The sequence below is a fragment of the Dactylosporangium thailandense genome, assembly GCF_059739745.1.
On sequence record NZ_AP029195.1, the window covers coordinates 3369270 to 3382454 of the forward strand.

Genomic DNA, 13185 nt, shown 5'->3' on the forward strand with positions numbered 1-13185 from the left:
GATGGCGTACCTCACCGCCGCGGTGGTCCTCCTCGGGGCCGTCACGGTCCTGAACCTCGTGCTGCTGCTCGGCGTCGTGCAGCGCATGCGCCGCCCGGTGACGCCCGGCGGCGACGGCCCTCTCGTCGACGCCGAGCGCCGCCCGGTGCTGCCGCCGGGGGAGCGCCCCGCGCCGTTCGCCGCCGCCGCCCGCGACGGCGAGCCGTTCGAGCCCGGCGCGCCGGCGGCCCGCCTGGTCGGGTTCTTCTCCCCGCACTGCAACCTGTGCCACGACCGCATGCCCGGATTCCTGCAGTACGCCCGCCGCGCCGGACTCGACCGGAGCCAGGTCTTCGCCGTGGTCGTCGGCGCGCCCGAGGACACGGCGGCGCTCACGGCCGGGCTGGCCCCGGCCGCCTCCGTCGTCGACGAGCCGGACGGCGGCGGCTCGGTGTACGAGGCGTTCGGGGTGCGCGGGCTGCCCGCCATGTACCTGCTCGACCCGGACGGCGTGATCCTGGCCTCCGGCACCGACCTGGGCTCGTTCCCGGACGCCGGGCGGCTCGCCGCCGCCGTCCGCTCGGGCGGGGCACGGGCGAGCGCGGGCCCGCGCCGATGACGTCCGGCCCGCCGCCCGCCCGGCCGCGGATGGTGCTGCGGCACGCCCGGGCCGCCCTCGGGCTCGCCGCCGAGGCCGCGCCCGGCCTGCTCGTCGCGCAGGTGGCGCTCACCGTCGCCGGCGGCGTGCTCCCGGTCGTCACGGCGGTGCTCGGCAAGCAGCTCTTCGACCGGCTGGCCGGCGGCGGGGCGGCCCTTCCCGCGCTGCTCGGGCTCGCGGCGGCGATCGGTGCGACCGGGCTCGCCGCCGCGGTCACACCCCAGGCGATGCGGTACATCACGACGGAGACCGAGCGGCGGGTCGGCGTCCGGGCCCAGGAACGCCTCTACCGCGCGGTGAACGGCCAGCCGGGCCTGACCCGGCTCGAGGACCCGGCGTTCCAGGACCGGTTGCAGATGGCCGAGCAGGCCAGCCGCAGCGGCCCGGGCCAGCTCGTCTCCAGCGCGCTCGGGCTGGTCCAGGCGCTCATCGGCGTCGCCGGCTTCACCGCCGCCCTGGTCGCGGTCAGCCCGGTCGTCGCCGCCACGGTGCTCGCCGCCGCGCTGCCGATGCTGCGGGTGCACCTGTCGCTCAACCGGGCACAGGCGGCGATGCTCTGGCGCACCGGGCACGCGCAGCGCCGCCACATGTTCTTCGCCCGGCTGCTCACCACGCCCGGAGTCGGCCAGGAGGTGCGGCTGTTCGGGCTCGGCGACTTCTTCCGCGAGCGGATGCGGACCGAGCTGACCGCCGTCAACGACGAGTACCGCGTGATCGGCCGGCGGCAGCTGCGCAGCCACGCGCTGCTCGCGGTGGTCTCGGCGGCGGTGGCCGGCGGCGGGCTCATGTGGATGATCGCCGAGACGGCCGCGGGCCGGGCCACCGTCGGCGACGTCTCGATGTTCATCGCGGCCATGGCCGGCGTGCAGGCCGGGCTCGCCGGCGGGGTCCAGCACGCGGCGACGGCCCACCAGGCCCTGCTGCTGTTCGAGCACTTCCAGGAGGTCGTCTCCGGCGGCCCCGACCTGCCGGTCCCGGCGCACCCGGCCCCGGCCCCGCAGCTGCGCCGCGGCATCGAGCTGCGCGACGTGTGGTTCCGCTACAGCCCCGAGCACCCCTGGATTCTGCGCGGCGTCAGCCTGTTCATCCCGCACGGCCAGACCGTCGCGCTCGTCGGGCTGAACGGGGCCGGCAAGAGCACCCTGGTGAAGCTCCTGTGCCGGTTCTACGACCCGACCCGCGGCTCGATCCACTGGGACGGCGCCGACCTGCGCGAGCTGGACCCGGCGCTGCTGCGCGAGCGGATCGGCGCCATCTTCCAGGACTTCACCGCCTACGACCTGTCGGCGGCCGAGAACGTCGCGGTCGGCGACCTGAGCGCGCTGGACGACCGGCCCCGGGTCGAGCAGGCGGCGCGGCGAGCCGGCGTGGACGGCATCCTGCGCGGGCTGCCCCGCGGCTACGACACCCTGCTGTCGCGCATCTTCCACCAGGGCTCGCCGGAGGAGGACCCGCAGATCGGCGTGGTGCTCTCCGGCGGGCAGTGGCAGCGGGTCGCCCTGGCCCGGGCGCTCCTGCGCGCCCGGCGCGACCTGGTGATCCTCGACGAGCCGAGCGCGGGGCTGGACGCCCAGGCCGAGCACGAGGTCCACGCGGCCCTGCGCCGGCACCGCGAGGGCCTGACGACGCTGCTCATCTCGCACCGGCTCAGCGCCGTGCGCGAGGCCGACCGGATCGTGGTGCTCGGCGACGGCGTCACCGTCGAGGACGGCAGCCACGCCGAGCTCATGGCGCTCGGGCAGCGCTACGCCGAGCTCTTCGACGTGCAGGCCCGCGGGTACACCGACGCCGGGGTGGCGTCGTGACCGCGCTCCTGCCGGCGCTGGCGCTGGCGCTGGCGCTGGCTCTGGTCGCGGCGGCCTCGGCCGCCGGGCTGGTGCTGCTGCGCCGCCGGTTCGTGGCGATCACGGTGTCGGGGCTGAGCATGCGCCCGACCCTCGACCCGGGCGACCGGGTGCTGGTCCGCCGGGCCGGGCTCGGCACCGTCCGGCGGGGCCAGGTCGTCGTGCTCGGCGGCCCCGACGGCGTCGAGTACCTGATCAAGCGGGTCGCCGCGCTGCCCGGCGACCCGGTCCCGGACGCCGGCATCACGGGGGTGGCCGTCGCCGACGGTCCCACGGTGCCGCCCGGCAAGTTGGTGGTCCTCGGCGACAACCCCGACTTCAGCCTCGACTCGCGCCGCCTGGGCTACCTGCCCGGCGAGCGGCTGCTCGGGGTGGTCGTGCGGCGGTTGTCGCCCGGGCCGTACCAGGACTTCGGCTTCGGCCGGGGGAACGATCGCGCCGGCACGGGGCCGGCCGTCTGATGTGAAGGGATGTCACGGAATGCTCAAGCTCGTCGAGCGGGCCGGTGAGCGCATGCTCGCCCGCCTGCTGCCGAAGGCCACCGCGACCGCCAGCTGCCCGTACGAGAGCTGGTGCGAGTCCTGCTCCGGGAACATCTACAAGAAGGTGTGGGTCAAGCCGGACTGCACCCTGGGCACGACGGCGTGCAACGACCCGTGGGACGGCTGCTGACGCGATCAGCGCCCCGACGCCCGTGTGGCCGGTTCGCCGGCCGCACGGGCCTCGCGCAGCAGCTCGGCGGTCTGGGTCAGCCCCGCCCGGAACCCGGTCTTCTCGTGCACGGCGCTCGCCCGCTCGCCGACGTGCACGGCCCACTGCGGCTCGCCGCGGGCCAGGTGGACGGCGGCCAGCCCGGTCAGCGCCGCCCCCTCGAGCTGGTGGAACCCGGCCCGCTGGGTGAGCGCCAGCGCCCGCATGACGTCGGCCAGGGCCCGGTCGAGCTCGCCCAGGTTGCGGCGGGCCGCCGCGACCCCGATGAGCGCCTCCGCCTCGGGCAGCCGCTCCCCGGTCTCGCGCGCCATCACCAGCGCCCGCTCATGGCTGTCGACGGCCGCTTCGTGGCGGCCCATCGCGTCGAACACCGACCCGATCGCGTTGTGCGCGTCGATCTCGAGCCGGAGCATGTCGGTGCCGCGCGCCCGCTCCAGCGCCGCCTGGGCGAGCTCGAGGGCCTGGTCGAGCCGCCCCGCGTCGCGGTGCGTGGCCGCCAGGGTGCGCAGGTTCGCGGCCTCGTTGCCCTGCCCGCCGAGCTCGCGGTGCAGGACCAGGGCCAGGCTCAGGTGCTCGATCGCCTCGTCGAGCCTCCCCAGCAGCTGACAGGCCTCGCCGAGGTTGCCCAGGACGTTGGCCTCGCTGCTGCGCGAGCCGAGCTGCCGGCTGAGGTCGAGCGCCTCCCGGAAGTGCCCGGCGGCCGCCGCGAGCTGCCCGGCCTGCATGCGCACCAGCCCGAGGTTGCCGAGGCCGACCGCCTGCCCGGCGAGCCAGCCGACCCGCCGGTTGAGCTCCAGGGCCTCGGCGATCTGCTCGCCGGCCGCCTTGAGGTGCCCCGACTGCCAGTGCACCGCGCCGAGGTTGCCGAGAATGGTCGCCTGGCACTGCGCCCAGCCGGTGCGCCGCGCCGCCGCGAGTCCCCGCCGGAAGTGCTCGACCGCGAGATCGTGCCGGCTGCGGCGCCAGTGGGCGTCGGCGATGCTCAGGTGGCTGACCGCCTCGGCCGCGGGGTCCCCGGCCTCGAGCGCGGCGGCGAGGCTGGCGTGGGCGGCGGTGAGCCAGTCGATGGTGTGGACGCGCAGGTGGTAGTACCCGCGCAGGGCGTCGGCGAGCAGCCACGTCGACGCACCGGGCTCCGGCTGCTGCACGGCCGCGACCAGGTTCGGGTGCTCGGCGTCGATCCAGGCCAGGGCCTGCGCGTGGTCGGCGAACCCGATCCGGGACGCCTGCGGGGGCAACGGCATCCGCAGCTTCTCCGGATACAGCAGGCGGGCCGCCGCATCGAGTCCCGACAGGTAGTGGTCGAGGAGCCGCTGCCTTGCGGCACGGCGGTCGGCCTCGTCGTCCTCGGCCTCGCCGCGGGCCTGGGCGTAGAGGCGCAGCAGGTCGTGGAACGCGTACCGGCCGGGCGCCGACTCCTCGATCAGGTGCGCGCGGGCCAGCCGCTCCAGCTTCGACGCCGCCGTTTCGCGGCCAGTTGTTTCGCGGCCGGTTGTTTCGCGGCCGTTCAGGGCGTTCACGGCGCTTGTTGTTTCGCGGCCGGTTGTTTCGTGGCTGTCCAGCGCGGTCACGGCGCTTGTTGTTTCGCGGCCGGTTGTTTCGTGGCTGTCCAGCGCGGTCACGGCGGCGGCCGTGAAGTCGGGGCCGGGCACCAGGCCGAGCCGCCGGAACACCCGCCGGGCGTCGTCCGGCAGCGCGGCGTACGACAGGTCGAGCGCGGCGCCGACGGCCGTCTGACGGTCGCCGTCGATGCGCAGCGCGGTGAGCCGGTCGCCGTCGCGCAGCCTGCGCACGTAGCCGCCGATCGTCTGGTGCGGCTCGCACAGCAGGTTGGCGGCGGCGATGCGCAGGGCCAGCGGCAGCGCACCACAGAGCCCGACCAGCTCGTCGGCGGCCGCCGGCTCGCCCATCCGCTCGGCCCCGAGGAGCCGCCCGAGCAGCGCGCGGGCCTCCTGCGTGCCGAGCACGTCGAGCGCGAGCGGCTGCGCCCCCTCCCGCGCGACCAGCCCGGCGAGCCGATCCCGGCTGGTCACGATGGCGAGGCAGCCCACGCCGCCGGGCAGCAACGGCCGCACCTGCTCGGCGTCGCGCGCGTTGTCGAGCACGACCAGGATGCGCCGCTGCGCGAGCAGCGTCCGGTAGACGGCCGCGGCCTCGTCGACGTCGAGCGGCACCTCGTCCGGCGGCGTGCCGAGCGCGTGCACGAACCGGGCGAGCGCCTCGATCGGCCGCAGCGGCGACCCCTGGGCGTAGCCGCGCAGGTTGACGTAAAGCTGGCCGTCGGGGAACCGGTCCTTGACCCGGTGCGCCCAGTGCATCGCCAGGGCGGTCTTGCCGACGCCCGCGGTACCGGCGATCGCCACCACGGTCGCGCCCGGCGGCCGGCGCGCCTCGCGCCCGTCGACGAGCGCGTCCAGGCGCCGCAGCGCGTCGGCGCGCCCGGTGAAGGTGGCCACGTCGGCGAGCAGCTGCCCCGGCACGACGACATTCGCGGCCGTCGTACCGCGCGGTGCAGGCTCCCCGCCCGCCTGGCGCAGTACGTGGAGGTGGGCGGCCTGCAGCTCCTCGCCGGGCTGGACGCCGAGCTCCTCGGTCAGGCGCGCGCGGACGTCGGCCAGCAGGCGCAATGCCCCGGCGCGCTCGGTGCGGGCCAGCAGCCGCGCGAGCCGCGCGTGCAGGCCCTCGTGCAGCGGCTCGTCGGGCACGACCGCCAGCAGCCGGCGCACCGCGACCATGCTCGCCGTCGCCGGCTCGTCAGCGGCGAGGGCGAGATCGGCGTACGCCATCGCCGCGTCCACCCGCTGCCGGCTCAGGGCGGCGGCGCTGCGGTGCTCGCGCAGCCGCGGGTCGGCCCCGGCCAGCACCGGCCCGCGCCAGCAGTCCAGCGCCTGCCCGAGGTGCTCCCGGGCCGCCACCGCGTCGCCCGTGTCCCGGCGCGCCCGCGCCAGCAGCTCGTCGAAGCGCACGACGTCGAGCCCGCTCGCGTCGAGGTCGAGCCGGTAGCCGCCCGCCGCCAGCCGAATCGTCCCCGAGGGCCGGCGCTGCCGCCGGTCGGGCTCGAGCAGGCGACGCAGCTGCCCGACGTACACGTGCACCAGGTTGAGGCATGTCCGCGGCGGCCTGTCCCACAGCAAGTCGACGATCTCGTCGCGGGAGACCGCCTGCCGCGGGTGCAGGGCCAGCAGTCCCAGGAGTCCCCGGAGCATGGGCGAGCGGACCTCGACGGCCGTGTCGCCGAGGCGCATGGAGAGCGTGCCGAGCACCCCGATGTGTACCGCCGTCTTCGCGTGATCGGCTTCCCGGCCGGTGCCCGCACTGGCGCCTTGAGCGAATTGTTCCCGGGCCGGTTGTTCCCGGGCCGGTTGTTCGCCGGCCGGTCGTTCACGGGCCAGTTGTTCACGGGCCGTGAACCCCAATGCCTGCCGTTCGGTGGCGGAAAGTTCCAGGGCGTCGGCGAGCCGCTCGACCGATTCGGCGCGCGGCCGCCTGACCCGCCCCTGCTCGATGTCGCGCAGGCCGCGGACACTGATCCCGGCTCGGCGGGCGAGTTCCCGCTGGTCGACGCCGGCTCGCAGCCGGTGCCGGCGCAGGCGCCCGCCCGGTCCTAACGCGTCGCTCGGGTCCATGACACCGAACCGTCCCCCGTCCGGCATTCGTCCCCCGGAATGCCTGGCCCAAAATTGTGCCGGAGATGACGGTCAATGTCGACCCGCTTGCGACTTGGCTGCTTTGAGCGATGCACGCCAATGCGGTCCGCGTTGCCCTTTGCGTCGGCGGCGAGGATCGGGGTGGAGGCCGGGATCGGGGTGGAGGCGAGGTTCGGGGTGGAGGCGAGGTTCGGGGCGGATCAGCGGGCGGGCGGGAGCTGGCGCGGCGGGAGCTGGCGCGGCGGGTGATGGGCCATGTGCGGATGCGTGAGCATGGGGTGCGGATGGGTGAGCATGGGCGGCCGGCGGTACATGGTGATCGCCCGGCCACCGAGCGCACGCGTCGCGTTGCCGTTGGTGACGCCGCCGAGGATGATCCCGAGCCCCGGAATGACCTTGGCCGCCATCTTCTTCACCGCCCGCACGCCCGCCATCTGCGCGAGCTTGAGCCCGAGCCGCATGAGCACCTTGCGCATCTCGGGGCGGTCGGCGGGCAGCAGGGCGTCGACGCTCTCCCGCCCCCGCGCGACGGCGAGCGCGGTGCGGGCCGTCTGTGTGTACTTGTGAATCCCCTGCAGCACCAGGAGATCCACGGCCCGGTCGGGGTGCGCGGGATCGACGCCGTAGTTGGCCGCGAGCATCAGCACCATCCGCGCCTGCGTCCAGGCCAGCACCCCGACGTCGAGCAGGGTGCCCGCGACCGGCACGGCCCCGCCGACCGCTCCGGAGAGCCGCGACTGGTTCACGTACCGGTAGATGATCATGTCCGCGAGCGCGTCCGCGTGGGCGCCCGGATTCTGGCCTTTGAGCTTCACCAGTTCGACGGTCATTCTGGGGCCGAGCCGCGTGACGGCTTCGAGGGCGAGGTGCTCGGGGGCGTACTCCGGGTCCGCCTTCATCTTCGCCCACAGCCCTGGCGGCGGCCCCTCGACCTTCGGCGCGCCGGCGTCGCTGAGCCCTTCGCCCACGGCCACGCTCTCGGCCACGTTCTCGGTTGTGTTCTCGGCCACGCTCTCGGCCTTGCCCTCGGCCACGCTCTCGGCCTTGCCCTCGGCCACGTTCTCGGCCTTGGCCTCGGCCCTGCTCTGGGCCTTGCCCTCGGCCTCGGCGTCGGCTCGGGCGGCGGCCTGCGGGGCGGGCGCAACCGGCACCGCGGACACTGGCGGCGCCATCGGGCTCGGCGGCATCGGCCCATCGGCCGTGGGCGCTGACACCGGCGGCGCTGCCGAGTCGGGCCACATCGGCGAGCCGGACACGGGTGTGCCGGGCGGCGCCGGGGGAGTCGGGGATGCGGCGGGCGCGGTGAAGGACGGCTCGGTCACCCGCCCAACGGTAATTACAACGTGCCACGTCATGGAGTCCGGATCCCGATCGCCACAAGACCGTGACATTTACAACGACGGGTACGCTGATCGCGTGAGTCTGCCGGAATGGGCGCCCGACGGCGTCGATGTCACGGTCCCCAACGCCGCCCGGGTTTACGACTACGGACTGGGCGGCTACCACAACTTCGCCGTCGACCGGGAGTTCGCCGAGCAGCTCATCTCGGCCTGGCCCGGCATCCTGCAGGTCGCGCACACGAACCGGGCCTACCTGGGCCGCGTGGTGCGCTGGCTCGCGGCGCAGGGCGTGCGGCAGTTCCTCGACATCGGCTCCGGCATCCCCACGCGGGGCAACGTCCACGAGGTCGTGCAGGCGATCGACCCCGACGCCACAGTGGTGTACGTCGACGTCGACGACGTCGCCGTCTCCCACGGCCAGGCGATCCTCGCGGGCAACCGGCAGGCCGCGGCCATCGGCGGCGACCTGCGCCACCCGGCGGGCATCCTCGGCCACGAGCGGGTCCGTGCCCTGATCGACTTCGACCGCCCGGTCGCGGTGCTCCTGGTCGCGGTCCTGCACTTCCTCAGCGACGAGGACGACCCGCCGAAGCTGGTGCGCGAGCTCACCGAGGCGCTCGTCCCCGGCAGCTACGTCGCCGTCTCCCACTTCACCGCCGTCGACGATCTCGGGCACGAGCACGAGCAGGTGACGAAGTTGTACGACCGCACGCCCACCTCGGTGCGGACCCGCAACCCGAAGCAGGTGGCCGGCATTCTGGCCGGCCTGGAGCTGGTCGAGCCCGGCGTCGTGCCGATCACCAGCTGGCACCCGGACCCGGAGGAGCCCACGGAGCACGAGCAGCGTTCGGTCCTGGGCGCGGTCGGCCGCAAGCCCGAGTGAGCCTGGCGGTGGACGAGGCGATCGAGCTGGCGCGGAACTCGGAGCGCGGCTAGCTCGACCTGTCGGGTAATGGCTTCGCGGTCTTGCCCGGGCACCTTGCGCCCAATTTCTGGTAGTCCCCGGACGTCGAACTGGAACTGAGCGAACCGCTGCGACCTTGAGTGGACGGCCGCGACCTTGAGTGGACCGCCACGACCCTTGGCGGACGGCCGCGGCCTTGAGTGGACGGCCGCGACCCTGAGCGGACGGCCGCGACGCTGACTGGACCGCCGCGACCCTGAGCGACCGTCGGGCCGCGAATGGACAGTGACACCCAGCGGTCCTGTATGCGCTGGTCCACGGGACCTCGCCTGCTGGCGCCCCCGACCCGAGTGCGGGCGGTTGTCCGATGGTCCTGGGTGCGCTCGTCGTCGCGGCCGCCCTCATCCGCTGCGTTACGTCGTGTTGCGCTGCGTTGCTGTGCCGCGCCGTGCCGCGCGCGAGGTTCCGGCGTCAGCGAGCGGTGATCGGGTGGACACCTTCAGTGAGCGCTTGAAACTTTCGCAGATCCCGCTCCCGGTGTTTTCGGATTGCCGTCCCCACCTCGCCGAAAAGGTTTTCGGCCAACACAGTGACTTATCCGCATACACGAATGAAGGGAGATGAGCGTTGCGCCGTCATCAGATCCGTAGCCTCGTGGCGATCGCCGCCACCGTCGGACTCGCCGCAGCCGGGACGGCCGTCGCCACGACGATGGCCAGTGCCGCCACCGCCGGCTGCCGCGTGTCGTACACGATCAGCTCGCAGTGGCAGGGCGGCTTCGGCGCCAGCGTGGCGATCACCAACCTCGGCGACCAGATCAACGGCTGGACGCTGACCTGGAGCTTCGCCAACGGCCAGACGGTCACCCAGGCCTGGAACGCCACGGTGACCCAGAGTGGCGCGTCCGTGTCGGCCACGAACGTGTCGTACAACGGCGCCCTGGCCACGGGCGCGAGCACATCGTTCGGCTTCAACGGCGCTTGGAACGGCACCAATGCGGTGCCGACCGCCTTCCGGCTCAACAACGTCGCGTGCACCGGCACCGTCGAGCCCACCACGAGCGCGTCCCCGAGCCGATCCGCTTCACCGTCGCCGAGCAGCACCCGATCCGCCTCGCCGACGCCGAGCAGCACCCGATCCGCCTCGCCGACGCCGACCGGCACCGGCTCCACCGGCCCGGCGCTGAAGACCGTGCGGGTCTTCTGGCTGAAGCCGACCGACGTGGCCTTCGACCAGCGCTACCCCGACGGCATCGCAAGCGTGATGCGGGAGGCCCAGCGGTACTACAAGCAGGAGCTGGGCAAGACCTTCACGCTCAACACCACCGTCGTCGAGGTGGTCAACGGCGAGCACAACGCGCAGTGGTACATCACCACGAACTGCAACACCAGCGACCACTACTGGTGCGTGGTCGAGAACATGCAGGCCGAATTGACGCGCCGCTTCGGCATCTCGAACCAGGACAGTCGCTGGCTGTGCGTAGGCGAGATCAGCGCCGAGGAGGCGGGCAAGTCCGGCGGCGGAGGCGGCCCAGGCTGGGTCATCCTGAGCGGCCACGACGCCGACGGCGCGGCGGGCATCAACGGCCCGATGAACCGCTGGTACGGCGGCATGGTCCACGAGCTCGGCCACGGCTTCGGCCTGCCCGACGCATCGTCGACGGACGGCACCCCGATGTCGGCGTCGTTCTACAACTACCCGAACACCCACTTCAGTCAGGCGCAGAAGAACGCGATCCTGGCCGGCCCGTACGGCAGCTTCCTCACTTGACCCGCCCGTTCCTCTCCTGACGCGCCGGTCCTGACGCGCCTGCTTTGACCCGTCCGCGCGGCCGCGGCCACCAGATCCCCCGGTGCCCGCGGTCGCGCCCGCGACCGGCCCGGCACGTGGCCTGCAGCCGCGCCCGCGACCGGCCTCGCACGTGGCCGACCGCGCTCGTGACCGGCCTGACACGTGGCCGCCAGCCGCGCATGTGACCGGCCTCGCACCTGGCCCGTGGCCGCGCCCGCGACCGGCCTGGCACGTGGCCACCGGCTGCGCTTGTGACCGGCCTCGCACGTGGCCTGTGGTCGTTGACCCTCGCGGGTGGCCTCACGCTCTTGCGGGCTCGTTCACTATCGGCTGTGAGGCCCGATGCTCACTCGCGTGGCCCATCGGTGCTGTTCAGCAGCGTAACCCGGCCGCCTTGCAACTCGGCGAGGTGATTGCTCGTCGACGTGCGCCATCGCTGGGTGGTCGCCGCGAGGTTGGCCAAGTCGCGGCGTACCGAGGCTCGTTTCCTCCACGATGGGGTGATGAGGCGCGGACCAGGCGGTTGGAGCCTGCGGACAAAGCTGCTTGCCGCGGTGCTGGCCATGGTCGCCCTCGCCCTGGCCGGCATCTGCGTCGCCACGACCCTCGCCCTGCGCCAGTACCTCATGAAGCGCATCGACGGCCAGGTCACCGACACGGCCAGGCTCACCGCCATGCGTATCGCGGGCAACGGTTTCCTGGACGCGGCCCCGCGCGGCCCGAACCGGGGGCCGGAGCTGGCGAACGCGTTCTACGTGCGGTACACGCCGAACAACAGCAAGCCGCAGATCCTCTTCGAACGCAACGGCGCGCCCGCCGGCCAGGCCCGGCCCCGGCTCGCGAGCGCCGGAACAACCCCGGTAGGCCGCCTCTTCGACGCCGACCCCGACGGCGGCGGGAGTGGATGGCGAGCCATGACGGTCCGCAGTACCGACGGTGAGATCACGGTCGCGGTCAGCCTCAACGAGGTCGACGCCACCGTCGACCGCCTGGTCAAGCTGGAGTCCGTGATCGCGGCCGCACTCCTCGTAGTGCTCGTTGTCGTCGCGCTGGTCCTGATCCGCTCGAGCCTGCGCGGCCTCGTCCAGGTGGAGCAGACCGCCTCCGGCATCGCGGCCGGCACCCTGTCCACACGCATCCCGGTCGCGCACCCGGACACCGAGGTCGGCCGCCTGTCCACGGCCCTGAACACGATGCTCGGCCGCCTCGAGGACGCGTTCGCCGCCCAGCGCGCCTCCGAGGCCGAGGCGCGCGACTCCGAGCTGCGCATGCGCCGCTTCGTCGGCGACGCCTCCCACGAACTGCGCACACCGCTGACGGCAATCCGGGGCTTCGCCGAGCTGTACCGCCAGCGAGGCGGCTCGGACGAGGCGGCGACCGCGGTCCTGGGACGCATCGAGCAGCACGCCGCACGGATGGGTCTGCTCGTCGAGGAATTGCTGTTGCTGGCCCGCCTGGACCAGGAACGCCCCCTCGAACTGCAGTCCGTGGACCTGCTGGGCCTGGCCACCGACGCGGTCCTCGACGCCCGGGTCACGGCCCCGTCCCACACGGTGCGCCTGCGCGTCTCGGATGTCTCGGAGACGTCGGACGTCGAGGCGCCGATCGTACTCGGCGAGACGGCAAGCTCCGCCAGGTCCTGACCAACCTCCTTGCCAACGCGTACACGCACACCCCGCCCGGAACTGGAGTCACGGTGTCAGTCGCCGTGCGTAACGAGGAGGCGGTGCTGGCGGTCAGCGACGACGGCCCCGGCATGACGCAGGAGGACGCCGAACGCGTCTTCGAGCGGTTCTACCGCACGGACCCGTCGCGCACACGGGCTGCCGGCGGTTCGGGTCTGGGCCTGGCGATCGTGGCGTCGATCGTCCAGGCGCACGGCGGCCGTGTCACGCTGGAGACCGCGCTGGGGGAGGGCGCCCGGTTCGAGGTGCATCTGCCATTGCACCGCACGGACCTTCCGTCCCCGTCCAGCCTCGCGACTCCCTGAGCCCGGGTCCCGCGGCCCAACGCCCCGGGGCGGTGAGGGCGGGCCAGTATCACTCCCAGTGACCGCCGCCGAATTATCGCATTTACGATTACCGGTAATCCAATAATCCGTAATCCCGCAATCCGACGCGGGCCGCTTCTCCGTCGTGGTCCCCACTACGATGGTCCCAGCAGGGTCCGCGACTGCCAGGACCATCCATGCTGCCACCGGCCATAGCCCGACCGCGGGCGGCCCGACGGACCATCGGATCCGACCCGCAGGCGGCCCGACGAGATCACCGGGCCCGACCGCGGGCAGGGCCGGTGGGACCGTCGGATCCGA

Annotated in this window: 10 protein-coding genes and 1 pseudogene; 8 read left to right on the forward strand and 3 right to left on the reverse strand. The window is 73.6% G+C overall.

Going from position 1 to position 13185, the window contains the following annotated elements; genetic code table 11:
* Position 1 precedes the first annotated feature (1 nt).
* Genes AC6JBM_RS15195 through AC6JBM_RS15210 form a run of 4 tightly spaced genes read left to right on the forward strand, consistent with a single transcriptional unit; the run spans position 2 to position 3153 of the window.
* Positions 2–598, forward strand: coding sequence for a thioredoxin domain-containing protein (locus tag AC6JBM_RS15195; protein ID WP_497984263.1), 597 nt, complete (start codon positions 2–4; stop codon positions 596–598).
* Positions 595–2442 (forward strand): ABC transporter ATP-binding protein, encoded by a 1848-nt coding sequence (locus tag AC6JBM_RS15200; RefSeq protein ID WP_497984264.1) that lies wholly within the window; start codon positions 595–597, stop codon positions 2440–2442. The genes AC6JBM_RS15195 and AC6JBM_RS15200 overlap by 4 nt, the downstream gene beginning before the upstream one ends.
* Positions 2439–2942 (forward strand): signal peptidase I, encoded by a 504-nt coding sequence (lepB, locus tag AC6JBM_RS15205; protein WP_497984265.1) that lies wholly within the window; start codon positions 2439–2441, stop codon positions 2940–2942. Before AC6JBM_RS15200 ends, lepB begins: the two co-directional genes overlap by 4 nt.
* Positions 2943–2961: 19 nt before the next feature.
* Positions 2962–3153 carry a hypothetical protein gene (locus AC6JBM_RS15210; protein WP_497984266.1) on the forward strand — a complete coding sequence of 64 codons (192 nt, stop codon included), beginning with the start codon at positions 2962–2964 and terminating at the stop codon, positions 3151–3153.
* Between the two features lie 5 nt (positions 3154–3158).
* On the opposite strand, the gene AC6JBM_RS15215 is transcribed toward AC6JBM_RS15210, so the two are convergent.
* The 3 genes and pseudogenes from AC6JBM_RS15215 to AC6JBM_RS15225 form a co-directional block, all read right to left on the reverse strand.
* Complete coding sequence (locus tag AC6JBM_RS15215; protein WP_497986459.1) at positions 3159–6455, reverse strand: AfsR/SARP family transcriptional regulator; 3297 nt, start codon at positions 6453–6455, stop codon at positions 3159–3161.
* Positions 6456–6665: 210 nt separating this feature from the next.
* Positions 6666–6845 (reverse strand): annotated as a pseudogene (locus AC6JBM_RS15220) (helix-turn-helix domain-containing protein); the annotation flags it as partial.
* A gap of 194 nt (positions 6846–7039) precedes the next feature.
* The gene (locus AC6JBM_RS15225) at positions 7040–7990 is read right to left on the reverse strand and encodes an EcsC family protein (RefSeq protein WP_497984267.1); all 951 of its coding nucleotides are present in this window, start codon (positions 7988–7990) and stop codon (positions 7040–7042) included.
* A 265-nt stretch (positions 7991–8255) separates the two neighbouring features.
* On the opposite strand from AC6JBM_RS15225, the gene AC6JBM_RS15230 reads away from it, so the two are divergent.
* From AC6JBM_RS15230 to AC6JBM_RS15245, 4 genes are all read left to right on the forward strand, one after another.
* On the forward strand, positions 8256–9062 hold the full coding sequence (locus AC6JBM_RS15230) for an SAM-dependent methyltransferase (RefSeq protein WP_497984268.1): 807 nt from the start codon (positions 8256–8258) through the stop codon (positions 9060–9062).
* Between the two features lie 648 nt (positions 9063–9710).
* On the forward strand, positions 9711–10853 hold the full coding sequence (locus AC6JBM_RS15235) for a cellulose binding domain-containing protein (RefSeq protein ID WP_497984269.1): 1143 nt from the start codon (positions 9711–9713) through the stop codon (positions 10851–10853).
* A 524-nt stretch (positions 10854–11377) separates the two neighbouring features.
* The gene (locus tag AC6JBM_RS15240) at positions 11378–12517 is read left to right on the forward strand and encodes a histidine kinase dimerization/phospho-acceptor domain-containing protein (protein ID WP_497984270.1); all 1140 of its coding nucleotides are present in this window, start codon (positions 11378–11380) and stop codon (positions 12515–12517) included.
* The gene (locus AC6JBM_RS15245) at positions 12514–12864 is read left to right on the forward strand and encodes a sensor histidine kinase (RefSeq protein WP_497986460.1); all 351 of its coding nucleotides are present in this window, start codon (positions 12514–12516) and stop codon (positions 12862–12864) included. The genes AC6JBM_RS15240 and AC6JBM_RS15245 overlap by 4 nt, the downstream gene beginning before the upstream one ends.
* The last annotated feature ends 321 nt before the right edge of the window (positions 12865–13185 follow it).

Coding starts and splice junctions, on each gene's coding strand:
- AC6JBM_RS15195 (WP_497984263.1), top strand. CDS start 2: ATGGCGTACCTCACCGCCGCGGTGGTCCTCCTCGGGGCCGTCACGGTC.
- AC6JBM_RS15200 (WP_497984264.1), top strand. CDS start 595: ATGACGTCCGGCCCGCCGCCCGCCCGGCCGCGGATGGTGCTGCGGCAC.
- AC6JBM_RS15210 (WP_497984266.1), top strand. CDS start 2,962: ATGCTCAAGCTCGTCGAGCGGGCCGGTGAGCGCATGCTCGCCCGCCTG.
- AC6JBM_RS15240 (WP_497984270.1), top strand. CDS start 11,378: ATGAGGCGCGGACCAGGCGGTTGGAGCCTGCGGACAAAGCTGCTTGCC.